The organism is uncultured Lactobacillus sp. (assembly GCF_947367085.1).
In the GTDB taxonomy this organism is placed as follows: domain Bacteria; phylum Bacillota; class Bacilli; order Lactobacillales; family Lactobacillaceae; genus Lactobacillus.
Genome location: NZ_CANBCP010000019.1, coordinates 1 through 16,304, shown reverse-complemented (window position 1 = coordinate 16,304; position 16,304 = coordinate 1). Strand labels below are relative to the sequence as shown.

Here is a 16,304-nt window from a genome sequence, read left to right as displayed (position 1 = left end):
TATCTCCCCTTACTTTTCTTTGAGCTTATTATTAATTTCTCTAACTTCATGAAATAGATGCAACAAATAAGCTCCATAGGCAATTGCATACATTAAAAGAAATTTACCAATCACTTCAGTTAACAGTAGCCATGAAAAAACAAAATCATTTAAAGCAAACGCGAAGATTAGCCACGCAATTAAACAGACAAAGAAGTTAACGATGATCTGTTTACGCAGCGACCAATCATCTTTATCAAAAACAAAGCTGGCAACATAAAAGAAAATTCCTATTACAAACGAAGCAAAAATCCAAAAGATAAGACTTGAAACGTAAACTGTAGCACTAGCAATATTTCTACCATTGAGTGAAAAGAGCACTTCTACGCCAAACCAAATCATCCCAATCCCGATACCAATTAAGCCACTAACCATACTTCTACCTAAATTTTTCATAAGCCTAACCTCTCTTTTAGATTCTTAATTTTTCGTCTGGCAATTTGCACGCGTAAACCATTTTTCATCACTGCGTCAATGTTCCCATTACGGATAATTTCTAAGTGATCAATAAAGTGATAATTAATAATTGCACTGCGTGATGCTTCGATGAAATCGCTTGGTAAGTTAGTTTTTACTTGATACAGCCGTCCCTTAAATTGATAATTACTATCTTTAGTACAAATATAGGTTTTTTCATTTTCTACTTGGATTGAATAAATTTGCCTATATTCAACTCGATAGGCTTCATTTTCTTGATAACCCCAAATAAAGTTCTGCTCCACTTGTAAATCTCTAGCTGCTCGCTTAACTTTATCGGTCATTCTCCTAATCCAAAATTCTACTTTTTCTTTTTCGAAATTTTCATCGATATTAAATTTTATCTCCATATCCTCACCTCTTGATATTTATAAGTATACCTAGTTACACTCTTCAAACTAGTATTTTTTGGCGAACGGTAGGAAAATTTAGGTGAATGGCATTTTATTAGCTTTATTTGAAATTTCTATCTTATTTTCATAAGCTTAACAATATTGAAAAATTAATTCATTGACTTATTTAGGACTGATAAAATGGCAAAAAAAGAAGTATTAAGCGAAATTCAAGTTACACTCGATGTCATTGGCGGTAAGTGGAAGCCACTGATTTTACACTATTTGCAAGAAAACGGAACTAAACATTACAGTGAAATTCTGCGTTATTTAGAAGATGCACCTAAAAAGACTTTGACAGCTCAATTACGAGAACTAGAAGCAGACAAAATAATCACGCGTAACATCATCCCTACTGTTCCGGTTCAAGTGGAATATAGCATTACTGATTTTGGCAAGACTTTGTTTCCAATCCTAGATGTCATGTGTGCGTGGGGTTATGTCAACCAAGCTAACTATGATGTTAAACACCCTACTTGCCCGCTTGATGATCACACCAAACAATCAAAAGAAGAAAAACTAGCCAACTTACACAAAATGTTTGCCGACTAGGTTACTTAAAAGTTCCCTAGGCACATAATTGTGCCGTCTTCACAACCTTTCTAAATGCTCGTATGATTTTAATTGAAATCAATTACAAGTATTTAGAAAGGTTATTTTTTATGAAACGAACAAATTTAGGAATTACTTCTTTAAAAATCTCAGCAATGGGTTTAGGTATTATGCGGATGAATGCCAAAACTCCGCAAGAAGCTGCTCAAGCTTTAGAAGCCGCTTTTGATAATGGGATTAACTTTATCGATTCAGCTGACATTTATGGCCAAGGTGAATCTGAAAAAGTTTTTGGTCAAGCTTTAAAATTAAGTAAGATCAAACGTGAAGACTTATTTATTCAATCTAAAGTTGGAATAATCGTTGATCCTGCTAAAAGTGAAGGTTCACGCGTGTTTGGTGGTCGCTACGAATTTACTAAGGATCATATTCTTGAAGCCGTTGATGGCATCTTAGAAAGAATGGATATCGACTATTTAGATTCTTTAGTTCTTCACCGTCCTGATGCCTTAATGGATCTTGAAGGTGTAAAAGAAGCATTTGATATCTTGCAAGCAGAAGGGAAAGTTAGATTCTTTGGTGTTTCTAACTTCAACTCACAGCAATTTGAAATGCTGCAAGAAGTTGTCAGTCAGCCCTTAATGTTTAATCAACTTCAATTTGGTCTTATGCATACTGGTATGATTGATTCAGACTTTAACACTAATGTTTCAGAAACAGTTCCTGCAAATCACGGCTTTGGTTTATTAGACTTTTTACGTAGAAAGCACATTACTTTGCAGGCCTGGTCACCATTTCAATATGGACAGTTTGAAGGCAGTTTTATCAACAACCTTGACTTTCCAACTTTAAATGAAGAATTAGAAAAATTAGCTAACAAATATAATGTTGGTAAAAATGCTATTGCAGCCAGTTGGATTTTACGTTGGCCTGGTCAAGCGCAAGTCATTATTGGTGCAATGACTCCTGCTCATATCGTTGATTCTGCTAAAGGCGCAGATGTGGAATTAACTAGACAAGAATGGTACGACCTTTACATGGCAGCCGGACACGATTTACCTTAAATTAGAGTAAACAAAAAGTGAGGAAATTCAAATTGAATTTTCCTCACTTTTATTTTGTTGTTTAATTAATTTTCTCTTGAGTATGACTTAACATCAGCATCAATCTCAGCAATGAAGTCATCTAAACTCTTAGAAATTTGTTCTTCAGTTCCATAACGACGAACATTTACACCATTAGCGTTCATTTCATCATCACCTAAAACTAAAGTATATGGAACTTTTTGAGTTTGTGATTCACGAATCTTGTAGCCAAGTTTTTCGTTTCTATTATCAACTTCTGCTCTAAAGCCGCGCTTAGCAAGTTCTTGACGAACTTTTTCAGCATATTCGCCGTGAGCTTCATTATTAACTGGGATAATTTCAGCTTGGACTGGAGCAAGCCAAGTTGGGAATGCACCCTTGTAGATTTCAGTTAAGTAAGCAATGAATCTTTCCATAGTACCAACAATACCACGGTGAATCATAACTGGACGGTGTTCTTCACCATCTTGACCTACGTAAGTCAAACCAAATCTTTCTGGAAGCATGAAGTCAAGTTGAATAGTTGACATAGTTTCGTCATTACCCAAAGCAGTCTTAGTTTGAATATCAAGCTTAGGACCGTAGAATGCTGCTTCACCTTCAGCTTCAACATAGTCAAGGCCAAGGTCATCCATAGCACCTTTAAGCATCTTTTGACTTCTTTCCCACATTTCATCGTTTGCAAAGTACTTGTCAGTGTTCTTTGGATCACGGTATGAAAGTCTGAAGTAGTAATCAGTAATGTCGAAGTCCTTGTAAACGTCCATGATTAACTTCAAGATCTTAGCAAATTCAGTTTGAACTTGGTCTAAAGCTACGAAAGTGTGTCCGTCGTTCAAAGTCATTTCACGAACACGTTGAAGACCTGACAAAGCACCTGATTTTTCATATCTGTGCATCATACCAAGTTCAGCGACACGAAGTGGTAAATCACGGTATGAACGGATGTGGTGCTTATAAATTTGAATATGTGAAGGACAGTTCATTGGACGAAGTTCAAGCATTTCGCCGTCACCCATGTCCATTGGTGGGAACATGTCATCACGGTAGTGTGCCCAGTGACCAGATGTCTTGTAAGCATCTAAGTTCATCAAAACTGGAGTATAAACATGTTCATAACCATCAGCAACTTCACGGTCAATAATGTAGCGTTCTACAACACGACGAATAGTTGCACCCTTTGGCATCCAGTAAGGAAGACCTGCGCCGACTTTAGGATCAACAAAGAACAAGTCTAAATCTCTACCAATAGTTCTGTGGTCTCTTTCTTTGATTTCAGCACGACGCTTCAAGTCCTCGTCTAAAGCAGCCTTCTTAAAGAATGCAGTACCAAAAATTCTTTGAAGCATTGGGTTTGAAGATTTACCAAGCCAGTAAGCACCAGCAACTGACAATAACTTGAAGTTCTTAATCTTACCAGTATTAGGAAGTAATGCATCAAAGCCGAAGTCTACGAAGTCACCTAACTTAAATACTGCAACATCGCTGTCTTCTTTTTTAAGCAATTCCATCTTGTATGGGTCGTCTTTAAAGATATCTTCAAGTTCACCGCGACTCATCTTGGCGTATTCAATCTTTTCACCATTCTTGATAGCTTTTTCCATAGCTTTTTCAAGAGCAGGTAATTCATTAACCTTAATTTGATCTTCTTTATCAGTATCTACGAAGAAGCCGCCTTCGTCTGCTTCATGCATACCAAAGTGCATTTCTGGATATTCACGCTTAATAACTGCTTCAAGCAAGAATGCAGTTGAAGCACGTAAAATATCTAAACCTTCTTCATCTTCATCAGTTACGATAGCTGCTTCAACGTCGCTATCAATTTTATAATCTAATGGCTTAAGTGCTCCATTGATCTTGGCTCCTACAGCCTTTTTTGCCAAAGAAGTAGCAATTGATGAAGCTAATTCCTTAACAGAAACTTCTTTTTCAAATTCTTTCTTTGAACCGTCTGGCAAAGTTACAGCAAAACTCATATTTTTACCTCCAAATAAAAAATCCCAGCACTCAATAGTGCTGGGACGTTAATTACGTGGTTCCACCCAAAATTCGAGTTAACAAAATTGTCAACTCCTCTACAGGTCGTTAATGGTTCCTAACCAAATTATTAATAATGGGCTTGATGAAATTGGGGCAACTTTTATTCAAGAGCTTCCAGAACTAGGCTCTTGTCTCTGATTTAAAGTTGTCATGTCTTTCATTGATTTTCATTATACTAGCTAAAAAATCAGATTCAAGTACTTTTTGTAAAAATTTAAAAGCGTCGATTTTCACCGCCAACAAAAACTTCTCGACTTAGATAACGGATTCTTTGCATCAATCTTTTAGCCTTAACCTCATCAAGGCTATTTTTTGTTTCAGCCAAATGCTGCTCTAAAGCATTCATATCCATGTTAGAACTAAAGAAAGTTGGCAAATCATTATCCATTCTCTTTTGTAAAATTACCCCTAACACGTCATCACGCGACCACTCGCTTAAAGTTTCAGCACCAATATCATCAAAAATCAAAACCGGAGCCGATGCAATCCGATCAATCTCTTCATTCAAACTATTATCTTGAAAATGGCTGCTCAAGCCCGCAATAAAGCTTGGTACATGCAAAAAGATAACTTTGCTACCTTGGCTAGCAACAGCATTTGCTAAGGCTGCTAAAATATAAGTTTTCCCCACACCAAAGTCGCCTTCCAAATAAAGTCCTTTTGCGTGGTGGTTTTGCTTAAAATTCTTAATAAAATTAGCGACCTCTACTAACGCTTCACGCCTTTGAGCATTTTGATCTAAACTAACTAGATCAACATTGCGTAATTTGCTTGGTAAATCAATTAATTCGATTCTTTTTTGACGCTTAGCAAGTTCAGTTTCTTTAACTTTTTGTTCCGTAGCTGAAAAGCGAATGTCAATTACATTGCCATTAATAAACAATTGCGGCTTATATCCAGCCATCACCGAATTAGGATGTGTGATTTGATCAACATAGGTAAAAATATTAGGAAGAGATGCTGCAATCATTGTCTTATTAAGCTTATCACGATTTTTATTTAAAAAGTCTCTAACTTGGGAATTGTTCAAAGCTTGCTCAGTTAGACTATCTGAATTTTTATCTAAATTGCGATCTTTAATTATTTTTGAAATTACATCAGAGATTGGTTGCATGATCTACTGCTTTCTAATTTTGTTTTCCAAAATCTTTGAATATCTGGTTCAATTCATCATCAGACATCTTTACATTAGAATTATTATTTTTATCTTGGTAATTAGTCCAGTTAATAGTCTTTTTAACACGTTTTGGAGGTTTATTATAACTTCGTTTATTTCGATTTTTCTTACGTTCATTCATATAGCTAATAGCTTGACTTGGGGTAGTAACACCTACTTGAAGCCAGTTATTTGCAATCTTATCAGCTAAAGTTGCAGTAAGTACAGAATCATACTCTAAACAAGTGTGAACTAACAAGTTAATTAATTGTGGGCTAAGCCCATATTGACTTTGCAGACGAAAGACAACTCTTTTTTCATTAGTAGTCACATATCCACCTTTTTGACGTTTCAAGAAATAAAGATAGTCAATTACTGAATATTCGTTGACTTGTTTCAAAAGTTCATTATCCGTGCTGGATAGATTTTGAATGGTTTTGGTGGCACTTTTTTTATTAGTATTTTTAGTCAATTGGCGATTTACTTGGGCCTTATTTTGTTTTTGCCCAAAGTTTTCAGTAATGACATTAGTGATCTTTTTCATATCTAAAGACATATTACCTGCAGATAAAGTAATTAAAGTATTATCCACAAATTCTTGCTCAGTCAGGTCATAAAAAGTCATAACCTCAATAATTTCACGGCGATGTTTGTTTATTTCGCTTTCTGGCACATGATAGGCATTAAATAATGAGATCAAAAAATCCCAATCAACCTTTTTAAGATTCTTGCCTAAGCTTAATTTTTCTTCGCTATCATCTTTAAAACTAGCACCAGCGGCGCGGACACTTGCTGGCGGTGTAATAGCTACAGACGCATTAAGATGATAAATATCAAAAAAGCCTGCACTGATATCTTCAGCATTTTTTAGACCGATAAATTCTTGACTCTTAAATTCTTTTACTAATCTTTCAAAAGCAACAATCCCTACTCTTTCTTGCAGTAAACTCGACAGTAAAAACGTATTAAAGAATTGCCCAGCTGAAGGTACTTTCAATAATTTAAAAATCAAAACATCCCCTAAAATCGGGTTCTGGCCAAGATATGTCTTAAGTAGACCAACTGCTTCTAATTGATGAATACTTGAAAAAATATTTTTGAGATTAGTATTAGTTTGATCTTGTAATTGATATAAAGTCTTATAGTCACCAGCAATTGGAACAGAATCAAATTCACTAATTAAAGTTGTATATAAACCAGTTGCTACAATTCCAACCAAGGGCTGAAAAAGCTTAGTTAATACTTGTTGGTCACTATTAGTTAATTCAATCTTATTTGCAACATAAAAAGGCTGTTTAGGATTAGTGCTTGCATACATTCAAGCTAATTCTCCTTACCATGTTTATTCATCATATCTTCCATTGCTTCCATAAAACCGGAGACATCTTTAAATTGACGATAAATACTTGCAAAACGTATATACGCAACATCATCTAAATTGGCTAATTCATTCATAACTAATTCGCCAATTTCTTTAGAAGATATCTCTGAAACACCTTGCTTGCGAATTGCGTTATCAACATGATCAACAAGTGAATCTAATTGATCACTAGTAATTGGGCGCTTTTGAGCAGCCATAATTACGCCGTGCAAAATTTTATCGCGGTTAAAAGCCTCGCGGGTTCCATCATTTTTAATTACCAATAATGGTGCTTGTTCAATTCTTTCAAAAGTAGTAAAGCGAAAACCGCAGTTTTCACATTCACGTCTTCTTCTAATTGCTCGATTTTCATCGCTTGGACGTGAATCGATTACTCTTGAAGAATTTTGATGACAATTTGGGCATTCCATATTTATACACATCCCTTCTCAATCATAGGTGAAATCACCTTGCTGAGGATCTAATTCCTATCTTTACAAGAATATTGTTTAATTTATCTTCCAATTCAGAAACACTGCCATTATTCAAAACAACAAAGTCAGCAAGTTTTTCTTTTTCTTGTAAACTCATTTGACTATTTATTCTACTAATTGCTTGCTCTTTATTCAAATTATTTCTTATTTGTAGACGAGCTAGTTGTAATTGAGGTGACGAAGAAATAACTACTACGCTATTACATAAATCTTCATAATGCGCCTCAAATAATAAGGGTACATCCAAAATGACTAATGGAACTTTTTTTAGTTCATAATTATGCATCTGCATCAAGATCTCATTTCGAATGATCGGATGAGTAATTTGATTCAATTCTTTTAGCATAGTTTTATCATTAAAGACTATCTCTGCAAGCTTTTTACGATCAATACTGCCGTCTTGGTCTAAAATTTGTCTCCCAAAATGAACAACGATAGCTTGATAGCTTTGCTTTCCCTTATTCATTAATTCGTGAGCAACTTGATCTGCATCAATAACCGGTATTTTGCCTTTTTTAAAAAAACTGTCAGCTGTAGTTTTTCCTGTGGCAATTCCACCAGTTAATCCTAAAAAATATGTCATTTGTATTCAACCTGACAGCGAGGACAAAATGTTGTTCCTCGACCATTTACCTTTATTTTTTCTAAAGTAGTACCACAATTGAGACACTGCTCTCCTGCGTGTCCATAAACCTTCAAAAAGTCTTGAAAACCACCCATACTCCCATCGGCATCTAAAAAAGTATGAATAGTCGTTCCATGTAATTCAGTAGCCTTTTTTATTGTTGAATTAATTGCGTTAAACAGGTCGTTTACTTGCTTAGCAGGAATTTTAGAAGCAATCGACAAGGGATGAATTTTACTTTGCCACAGCACTTCATCCACATAAATATTCCCTAGTCCACAGACAATATTTTGATCAAGTAAGCTAGTTTTGATATTTTTCTTCTTTTTGATAAGCGCTTTTTCAAAATAATCTAGTGTGAAATCACTACTATTTGGTTCTGGACCTAAGTTTTTAATACCGGTCGTTTGCTTTTCAGTCCCAGTTTCTACAAGATGCATCCGACCAAATTTTCTTACATCATCGTATCTTAAGGCAGTTTCATCATCGAAAATGAATTCGACATGTTCGTGTTTTTGTTTTGGGGTATCTGGAGTGACTAAACGATATTTTCCTTCCATTCGCAAGTGCGAAACTAAAGTCAAATCATCGCTAAGTCTGATTAATAAATATTTTCCATAACGATCAATACCTAAAATCTTTTTATTTTTTAATCTTTTAGCTACTTGATCACTATCTCCCATGATTATATTGGGATACCAAACTACAACTTTTTTAATTGTTTTTCCTTTTATAAGTGGCTGCAAGCTTCGGCGCACAGTCTCAACTTCTGGCATCTCAGGCATCTTATCACCTCTTATTTTGCATCATACCAATTGTGACCCCAGTTTGAATCTGCAACTAAAGGAACATCAAGCTTAACAGCTGATTGCATAACTTCAGGCACTATTTTTTTGATTGTTTCTAATTCTTCTTTAGGGACATCAAAAATCAATTCATCGTGAACCTGTAAGATCATCTTCGTCTTCAGATGCAATTCATCTAGTTTCTTCTGCATATTAATCATAGCAATCTTAATAATATCTGCAGCGGAGCCTTGAATTGGCGAGTTAATTGCAGTTCTTTCTGCAAAGGATCTTACATTAAAGTTTTTTGCGTGAATATCTGGCAAATATCTTCTACGATGCATAATCGTTTCGGCATAACCTTTTTCACGCGCCTCTTTAATGGCTTTATCCATATAATCTTTAATTTGAGGATATTGTTCAAAATAATTATCAATAAATTCTTTGGCTTGCTTACGAGTGATACCAATATTTTTAGATAAACCGTAATCTGAAATCCCGTAAACAATTCCAAAATTAACTGCTTTTGCGTGGCGTCTTTGAAGTGCAGTTACCTGATCAGGTGAATCTAAATGGAAAATCTTCATTGCGGTATGTGCGTGGATATCATAACCAGAATTAAACGCCTCTTGCATATGCTGATCGCCTGATACATGGGCAAGTACACGAAGTTCTACTTGTGAATAGTCACAAGAAAAGATATATCCATCTTTTGTTGTTGGAACAAAAGCCTTACGGATTTGCTTACCTTCTTCAGTTCTAGTAGGAATATTTTGTAAATTAGGATCAACTGAAGAAAGTCGTCCTGTAGCAGTCAGTGTCTGTAAGTAACGGGTATGAATTTTTCCATCATCTTGAATACAATCAAGTAAGCCTTTAACATAGGTATTTTGAATTTTTGCAATTTGTCGATAGTCTAAAATTGCCTGGACAATTGGACTTTGGGTCTTTAGCTGGTCAAGCACTTCTACTGAAGTTGAGTAACCTGTCTTAGTTTTTTTAATTGGCGGTAAGTTAAGCTTTTCAAACAAGATATGCCCAAGTTGCTTTGGAGAATTGATATTGAATTCTTCGCCGGCTTGATTATAAATCTTGTTTTCTAATTCTTTTAGCTTAACTGAAAATTCATTACCTAATTCATTTAAGACACTAGCTTGAGCCTTGACACCTGTAATTTCCATCTTTGCTAATACGAAAGCCACAGGAATTTCGATAGTTTCATACAAGTCATCTTGTTCATGGTCTTTTAATTTTTCTAATAAGAGTGGCTTTAACTTTTCAATTGCACTAACTTTGGCAGCTAAATGGGCAAAGAAGATATCATCAGCAGGAATTGCTTGCTTTTTGCCCTTCCCATAAACTTCAATATCAGTCTTAACACTATAGTCATTATAAAGATGCGCTACTTCACCCAAGTCATTTGAGTTATTTTCATTATTAACTAAATACGATGCCAAAAGCATATCGTAGTCTAAGCCTTGGGCGCTAATACCAAGTCTATGAAGTCCCACATAGGTTCTTTTCAAATCGAAGACATTTTTTTTGACAGTCTTATTTTCTAAAATTCCACGTAGCGGCATCTCCGTAAGCAGGGCATAATCTTTTGATACATAAAGTTGATCTTTAATTTTTAACGCAAACCCTTCAAATGGGGCTAAGTGATAGTTGTCTCCTAACATCCCTAAGTAAAAAGTAATTTCTTTTTGATCAAGATGATCCAGCTCATGAACATTATCGCTAGTCAATTCGATATAATCGTAATTTTCTGAGACCGGTTTGCTGGTGTCGCTTACACCTGTATCTAATTCAGATAAAAACTTTTTAAAACCTAATCGTTCATATAATTGACGTAACTTTTCTACATCAGGCTTTTGTAATTTAGTATCAGCTAAATCGATCGTCACTGGTGAATCACGGTCGATAGTTGCGAGCTTTTTAGCTAAAAAGGCTTTGTCCTTATCATTTATCAGATTTTCTTTCAGCTTAGAAGCTTTCATTTCATCAACATGTTCGTAAAGTTTCTCTACGCTACCATATTTTTGAATCAAACGTGAAGCAGTTTTGGGACCAACTTTCGTAACACCAGGATAATTATCCGAGTTATCACCCATTAGAGCCTTCATATCAATAAATTCAGTTGGGGTAACGCCGTTAACTTCTTTCATATGTTCAGGCGTGTAAGCTTCTGTATCTCCAACACCATTTTTAGTAATAAATACGGTCGTATCATCTGAAGCAAGTTGCGTCAGATCGCGATCCCCAGTAAAGATGCTAACTTTATAGCCTTTTTCTTGTCCTAGTTTAGAAAAGGTACCAATAATGTCATCTGCTTCATAATTCTTCAATTCGTAACTTTTAATACCAAGATCTTGAAGCATCTCACGAATTACTGGCAACTGTTCTAATAGTTCACTTGGCGTTTTCTGGCGTCCGCCTTTGTAATCTTGATACATTTTGGTTCTAAAAGTAACCTTACCCGCATCAAAAGCTACCAGCACATTAGTTGGATTTATTTGCTTCATAATCGCATCAAGCATGTTTTTAAAAGTAAAAATTGCATTTGTATGTAAGCCATCCGGACTTACAAAACGATCAAGTTGACGATATAAAGCATAAAAGGCACGAAAAGCAACAGAGTTACCATCAATTAAAAGTAAATTCTTATCCTTTTTAGTCTGTGTCTCAGTCATGGTTTCTCCTTCTTAATAAAATTTATATAAATAAAAAACTGTCAAATAGTCTCTTAACTATTTTAACAGTTTTTGTTTTATTCTTTTATGCATTAGATTTAATTTTAGAAAAACATTTATCAGTGTAAAAATTTCATCCCTATCATGATAAAGCCTAGCAAAATAAAGACCCAGGCAACTATTTTATTTAAAACAGCTTCGTTAACTTTATTGGCAATATGTGATCCAATCATGCCAGCTACAACTGCACCGATTGCAATAGCTAAACCATACTTGTAGTCGACATTTCCTTGACTAGCATATCCAAAAAGAGATGAACAAGCCGTGATTGCCATAATAACAGTTGAAGTTCCAACTGCTTGGTGCATTGGATAGTGCAAAATAAAGATAATTGTCAAAAGAACCATTACACCGCCGCCAGCACCAACTAAACCGCTGATAATTCCAATCAAAAAGCCAATCAATAACAAAGCCAGGGTTTGGGTGATTTTAGACTTAAAATGAAGTCCTTTATTTGAATCATAGTTATTGTCTTTTTTACGTAAAGTAGAAATTCCGGAAATTATCAACATAATCGCAAAAAGTCCACTCAAAGAAGTATCAGATATAATTCCAGCCCAGTGACTACCCAGCTGTGCACCTAAAATAGATCCTACCGTAATCCAAATACTAGCCTGCAAGCGAACATTTTTGTGACGAATATAAGAGATTGAAACAACGATACTCGTAATTACATCAACTAATAAACTTGTCCCAATTGCAATATGTGAATTTAAGCTAAATAAAATTGTCATTGCAGGCACAACAACAGTAACTCCGCTTGCACCAATTAAACTAGTAATGGTTCCTGTGATTAGCCCGATGATTATAAGTTCTATCCAGGTAAGTACTGTCATTTTTTTACCTCAACAATAAATCCATACTTGTACGTATCTATTTTCATTTTAGGTTTCTATAATTGAGGCATCAAATAAAATGATTAGACGATCAGTTACTGCGTTTTCTTAATGAGTAATATTGACCAAAAATAATAATATTCATTACTAATAACACGATTAAAAGATCCAATTGTGAATTTCTCAAAAAGTAAAGTAAAACCAAACCTGCCATCAAACACACTAAAGTAGTTAATATGTTGAGATAGGTTAGTTGAAATTGCTTTTTGTTATAAATGCTTAAGGCTAAAACCAATAAATAGTAGACAACTACACTAAATCCTAAAAATAGAGCAACAAAAGTTTTATCAACATGAGTGAGGTTCAAATAAACAAGTGCCACTGTAATAGATAAAAGCGTCGCCACTAATGCTACATGACTATACATCAAGATAAAGCCTTTATTATATTGCTTTTGCTCTATAAAATTATCGACTTCAATTACATAAACGGCAAACATTAATACCAAACTAAGGAAAACAAAAATTGGGATGTATAAGGGAATATTTTTATTAAAATATTCCGCAATATTGACCACTGCTTCTCCAAAGGCAATGATAATAATCAAGCCCACTCTTTCAATTAAATGCGGAAAATTAACATTCTTGGCTACAATCTTTTTGTAGGTAGCTAGTGGAAGTAAAAATCCTACTAGATACCCGGCGATCGCAAGATAAACACCGACTTTATATCCTAGAATTAAGCCTAAGCAAATCAAGGACAATTCAATTACGAAAGTATCAACAAAAATCGTATAATCTTTTTCTTTATTTTTTGAATGCCCTAACAGATATTGCAAAATTAAAACAATCAACATGACTGCCATAGCAATATTGAAATATTCAAATGTTAGGTGCCAATCTGTATTAATATTGTTTGACAGATACACCATTACAAACATTTCTAAAACAAGACTTGCAATGTCAAAAAAGCGATTTTGACTATAACGATTGAAATAAAGAACTTCATAAAGCCAAATCTGCAAAACAACCACTACAACTAATAAAAATTGTAAATAATTAACAAGTGGGATAACGCCGTTAACTGGATGATGAATCATTGCTGCAATTTTTGAGATCGCGTAGACAAAAACTAGATCATAAAATAATTCAAACATCCCTACTTTTTTAGCGATAATCGATTTCATAAATCCTCCTAATTTAACAAAAAAGCTGCTAATTCATCTTCTAGTATGAACTAACAGTTTTTTTAATTTACTTCTTACAGCAATTTTTCATATGCGTCTTCGTATTTTGGAATGTCACCGGCTCCCATAAATACGACTACCGCATTTTTATGTTTAGTTAGATCGGCAATATTATCAAGATCAATTACTTCAGATCCTGGAATATTTGCAACTAAATCCTCACTAGAAATATCTCCATTTGCTTCTCTAGCGGATGCATAAATCGGAGTTACGTAAGCCTTATCGACATCTCGTAAGATTTCTTCGAAATCTTTTTGATATTTCTTAGTTCTTGAGAAAGTATGTGGTTGAAAGACAACAACCAATTCTTTTTCAGGGAATTTTTGACGAGCCGCTTGAATAGTAGCACGCATTTCAGTTGGGTGGTGAGCGTAGTCATCAATTACTGAAACTGTGCCGAAGTCTTTTTCGGAAAATCTTCTCTTAGCACCTTTAAATGTTAATAGACCAGCCTTGATATCTTGCATTGGTACCTTTTCAGTATAAGCAACCGCAATAACAGCAGTGGAATTTAAGATGCTGTGATCTCCAAATAGATGAATTTCAAAACGACCTAAGTCTTCACCATGTGCTAAAACATTAAATTTTGAACCTGTAGTTGATTTTTCGATATTAACAGCTTGGAAATCATCACTGTCTTTAAAACCATAAGTGTACTTAGGGATATCAGTCTTCAAGCTTTGAAGGCGCTTGTCATCACCCCAAACAAAGAGAGCTTTTTTGGTTTGATCAGCAGCTGATTGAAAGGCACTAGTGTAATCATCTTGATCTTTGAAATAATCTGGATGATCAAAGTCGATATTAGTCATGATTTGATAGTCGGGGTGATATGCCAAAAAGTGACGACGGTATTCATCAGCTTCATAAACAAAGAATCTTGAACCTTCAACTCCTTTGCCGCGGCCATCCCCGATTAAGTAAGAAGTTGGTGCAACTTCACCTAAAACATGAGCTAAAAGACTAGTTGTTGAAGTTTTACCATGTGTACCAGAAATTCCGATTGAGGTATGCATTTGCACGATTTCTTCAACAGTATCAGGATAGCTTTGCCATTCAACATCTTTATCAAGACAAGCTCTAACTTCTGGGTTATCATCTTTGAATGCATTACCTTTGACGATAACTTGTTCCTTATTACTTTTAATATTTTCTGGATCAAAGTTTTTAACTTCAATACCCGCTTTTTCAAGTGGAACTTGAGTGAATGTATATTTTTCAATATCACTTCCGGCCACCTTGTAGCCTAAGTCGTGTAACAATAGAGCTAAAGAAGCCATCCCTGTTCCCTTAATTCCGATAAACCAAATTTGTTTGTTTTTATCTAACATAGTTAAGTCTCCAATAAATGCCAAAATATTCGCTTATCATTTTACCATTTTTATACAAAAAAAGAGCCTCAAATTCATTGAGACTCGAATATTTTACAAAGTAATTTGACCACTAGCGAGCAATTCATCGCACTTAGTTGGTTCAAATTCATCGCCAGCCTTAAAGCTATCTGGAACTACCATAATACCACGCTTTTGTGGAGCATGAGCTAAGCCTAATTCTCTAGCTGAACAAATCATTCCGTATGAATCAACGCCACGTAATTCACCGGGCCAGATTTGTTGACCATTTGGCATTAAAGTACCAGGAAGTGCAACAACCACCTTTTGGCCTTGGGCAATATTTGGTGCACCACAGACAATTTGATGAACTTCGTCATTTCCAACATCAACTGTAGTTACATGTAAGTGATCAGAATCTGGGTGAGGTTCACAAGTTTTAACATAACCATAAACTAAAGTTGGTTTGCCCAATTCAAGTTTTTCATCAAAACCTGCTTCGTTGACTTTTTCATTTAGCTTATCAACTAACTCTTGATTAGGATGAACTTGACCGTTTGGTAAAGCATCATAATCTAAAAAATCACTAACATTGAAAAAGTTATAACCGATTAAATTACCATCAGCATCCTCAACGCGAGTAACGTTGTCTTTTTCAACAAATTGGCTACGGCCATTATCTGGGCCTGTAATTACAATTAAAGTATCTGGATAACTTGCTTTATTGGTAGAAACAATCATTTCTAGTAAATATTCCTTTCTTAGACTATTTGAGAGAGTTAAGGAAGTTTTCTACTTCTTCTTTAGTCTTTCTGTCCTTATTTACTAGTCTACCAATTTCTTTGCCATCTTGGTAGACAACAAAGCTAGGAATTCCAAAGATATTTAATTCTTTTGCGACATCAATTGAACCATCACGGTCAATCTTGTAGAATTTAGCATTCGAAAAATCTTTTTCAATTTCCGGTAAAAATGGATCTAAGAAGCGGCAGTCTGGGCACCAAGTTGCAGAAAATAATAAAACCACTCTGCCATTTTTAGTAATATCTTTTAGTTTTTCTGGAGTTAATTCTTTAATTGATTCCATTTTCGTCATTCTCCCTTACTTTTTATAAGTACACTTACATTTTACTTTTATC

Annotated in this window: 16 protein-coding genes; 2 read left to right on the top strand and 14 right to left on the bottom strand. The window is 34.9% G+C overall.

The window, feature by feature from the left end:
• Positions 1 to 9 precede the first annotated feature (9 nt).
• On the bottom strand, positions 10 to 435 hold the full coding sequence (locus Q0Y70_RS04755) for a DUF3021 domain-containing protein (protein WP_297817457.1): 426 nt from the start codon (positions 433 to 435) through the stop codon (positions 10 to 12).
• Positions 432 to 866 carry a LytTR family DNA-binding domain-containing protein gene (locus tag Q0Y70_RS04750; RefSeq protein ID WP_297817454.1) on the bottom strand — a complete coding sequence of 145 codons (435 nt, stop codon included), beginning with the start codon at positions 864 to 866 and terminating at the stop codon, positions 432 to 434. Before Q0Y70_RS04750 ends, Q0Y70_RS04755 begins: the two co-directional genes overlap by 4 nt.
• 183 nt (positions 867 to 1,049) lie before the next feature.
• Here Q0Y70_RS04750 and Q0Y70_RS04745 point away from each other — a divergent pair, with 183 nt between their 5' ends.
• Together Q0Y70_RS04745 and Q0Y70_RS04740 are read left to right on the top strand one after the other, a co-directional pair.
• Positions 1,050 to 1,460, top strand: coding sequence for a helix-turn-helix domain-containing protein (locus Q0Y70_RS04745; protein WP_297817452.1), 411 nt, complete (start codon positions 1,050 to 1,052; stop codon positions 1,458 to 1,460).
• A 110-nt stretch (positions 1,461 to 1,570) separates the two neighbouring features.
• Positions 1,571 to 2,524 (top strand): aldo/keto reductase family oxidoreductase, encoded by a 954-nt coding sequence (locus Q0Y70_RS04740; RefSeq protein WP_297817449.1) that lies wholly within the window; start codon positions 1,571 to 1,573, stop codon positions 2,522 to 2,524.
• Positions 2,525 to 2,589: 65 nt separating this feature from the next.
• On the opposite strand, the gene thrS is transcribed toward Q0Y70_RS04740, so the two are convergent.
• The 12 genes from thrS to Q0Y70_RS04680 form a co-directional block, all read right to left on the bottom strand.
• Positions 2,590 to 4,521, bottom strand: a complete 1,932-nt coding sequence (thrS, locus tag Q0Y70_RS04735; protein ID WP_297817446.1) for a threonine--tRNA ligase — start codon at positions 4,519 to 4,521, stop codon at positions 2,590 to 2,592.
• A gap of 278 nt (positions 4,522 to 4,799) precedes the next feature.
• Complete coding sequence (gene dnaI / locus Q0Y70_RS04730; protein ID WP_297817443.1) at positions 4,800 to 5,699, bottom strand: primosomal protein DnaI; 900 nt, start codon at positions 5,697 to 5,699, stop codon at positions 4,800 to 4,802.
• 13 nt (positions 5,700 to 5,712) lie between these two features.
• Complete coding sequence (locus Q0Y70_RS04725; RefSeq protein WP_297817439.1) at positions 5,713 to 7,059, bottom strand: DnaD domain protein; 1,347 nt, start codon at positions 7,057 to 7,059, stop codon at positions 5,713 to 5,715.
• A 5-nt stretch (positions 7,060 to 7,064) separates the two neighbouring features.
• Positions 7,065 to 7,532 carry a transcriptional regulator NrdR gene (gene nrdR / locus Q0Y70_RS04720; RefSeq protein WP_297817436.1) on the bottom strand — a complete coding sequence of 156 codons (468 nt, stop codon included), beginning with the start codon at positions 7,530 to 7,532 and terminating at the stop codon, positions 7,065 to 7,067.
• Between the two features lie 34 nt (positions 7,533 to 7,566).
• A complete protein-coding gene (gene coaE / locus Q0Y70_RS04715) occupies positions 7,567 to 8,178 on the bottom strand; it encodes a dephospho-CoA kinase (RefSeq protein WP_297817433.1) in 612 nt (203 codons plus the stop codon).
• Positions 8,175 to 9,005 (bottom strand): DNA-formamidopyrimidine glycosylase, encoded by an 831-nt coding sequence (mutM, locus tag Q0Y70_RS04710; RefSeq protein ID WP_297817430.1) that lies wholly within the window; start codon positions 9,003 to 9,005, stop codon positions 8,175 to 8,177. Before mutM ends, coaE begins: the two co-directional genes overlap by 4 nt.
• An 11-nt stretch (positions 9,006 to 9,016) precedes the next feature.
• Positions 9,017 to 11,695, bottom strand: coding sequence for a DNA polymerase I (polA, locus tag Q0Y70_RS04705; protein ID WP_297817427.1), 2,679 nt, complete (start codon positions 11,693 to 11,695; stop codon positions 9,017 to 9,019).
• Between the two features lie 119 nt (positions 11,696 to 11,814).
• Positions 11,815 to 12,591: a sulfite exporter TauE/SafE family protein gene (locus Q0Y70_RS04700; RefSeq protein ID WP_297817424.1), complete on the bottom strand. Its 777-nt coding sequence runs from the start codon at positions 12,589 to 12,591 to the stop codon at positions 11,815 to 11,817.
• 91 nt (positions 12,592 to 12,682) lie between these two features.
• On the bottom strand, positions 12,683 to 13,777 hold the full coding sequence (locus tag Q0Y70_RS04695; RefSeq protein WP_297817421.1) for a low temperature requirement protein A: 1,095 nt from the start codon (positions 13,775 to 13,777) through the stop codon (positions 12,683 to 12,685).
• A gap of 74 nt (positions 13,778 to 13,851) precedes the next feature.
• The gene (gene murC / locus Q0Y70_RS04690) at positions 13,852 to 15,165 is read right to left on the bottom strand and encodes a UDP-N-acetylmuramate--L-alanine ligase (protein ID WP_297817419.1); all 1,314 of its coding nucleotides are present in this window, start codon (positions 15,163 to 15,165) and stop codon (positions 13,852 to 13,854) included.
• A gap of 93 nt (positions 15,166 to 15,258) precedes the next feature.
• On the bottom strand, positions 15,259 to 15,906 hold the full coding sequence (gene ytpR / locus Q0Y70_RS04685; protein WP_297817416.1) for a YtpR family tRNA-binding protein: 648 nt from the start codon (positions 15,904 to 15,906) through the stop codon (positions 15,259 to 15,261).
• A gap of 25 nt (positions 15,907 to 15,931) precedes the next feature.
• Positions 15,932 to 16,252, bottom strand: coding sequence for a thioredoxin family protein (locus Q0Y70_RS04680; RefSeq protein ID WP_297817413.1), 321 nt, complete (start codon positions 16,250 to 16,252; stop codon positions 15,932 to 15,934).
• Positions 16,253 to 16,304 lie beyond the last annotated feature (52 nt).

Bases quoted from the DNA above. Each gene is read 5' to 3' on its own strand.
- Q0Y70_RS04755 (WP_297817457.1), bottom strand. From the start codon at position 435: ATGAAAAATTTAGGTAGAAGTATGGTTAGTGGCTTAATTGGTATCGGG.
- Q0Y70_RS04750 (WP_297817454.1), bottom strand. From the start codon at position 866: ATGGAGATAAAATTTAATATCGATGAAAATTTCGAAAAAGAAAAAGTA.
- Q0Y70_RS04745 (WP_297817452.1), top strand. From the start codon at position 1,050: ATGGCAAAAAAAGAAGTATTAAGCGAAATTCAAGTTACACTCGATGTC.
- Q0Y70_RS04740 (WP_297817449.1), top strand. From the start codon at position 1,571: ATGAAACGAACAAATTTAGGAATTACTTCTTTAAAAATCTCAGCAATG.
- thrS (WP_297817446.1), bottom strand. From the start codon at position 4,521: ATGAGTTTTGCTGTAACTTTGCCAGACGGTTCAAAGAAAGAATTTGAA.
- dnaI (WP_297817443.1), bottom strand. From the start codon at position 5,699: ATGCAACCAATCTCTGATGTAATTTCAAAAATAATTAAAGATCGCAAT.
- Q0Y70_RS04725 (WP_297817439.1), bottom strand. From the start codon at position 7,059: ATGTATGCAAGCACTAATCCTAAACAGCCTTTTTATGTTGCAAATAAG.
- nrdR (WP_297817436.1), bottom strand. From the start codon at position 7,532: ATGGAATGCCCAAATTGTCATCAAAATTCTTCAAGAGTAATCGATTCA.
- coaE (WP_297817433.1), bottom strand. From the start codon at position 8,178: ATGACATATTTTTTAGGATTAACTGGTGGAATTGCCACAGGAAAAACT.
- mutM (WP_297817430.1), bottom strand. From the start codon at position 9,005: ATGCCTGAGATGCCAGAAGTTGAGACTGTGCGCCGAAGCTTGCAGCCA.
- polA (WP_297817427.1), bottom strand. From the start codon at position 11,695: ATGACTGAGACACAGACTAAAAAGGATAAGAATTTACTTTTAATTGAT.
- Q0Y70_RS04700 (WP_297817424.1), bottom strand. From the start codon at position 12,591: ATGACAGTACTTACCTGGATAGAACTTATAATCATCGGGCTAATCACA.
- Q0Y70_RS04695 (WP_297817421.1), bottom strand. From the start codon at position 13,777: ATGAAATCGATTATCGCTAAAAAAGTAGGGATGTTTGAATTATTTTAT.
- murC (WP_297817419.1), bottom strand. From the start codon at position 15,165: ATGTTAGATAAAAACAAACAAATTTGGTTTATCGGAATTAAGGGAACA.
- ytpR (WP_297817416.1), bottom strand. From the start codon at position 15,906: ATGATTGTTTCTACCAATAAAGCAAGTTATCCAGATACTTTAATTGTA.
- Q0Y70_RS04680 (WP_297817413.1), bottom strand. From the start codon at position 16,252: ATGGAATCAATTAAAGAATTAACTCCAGAAAAACTAAAAGATATTACT.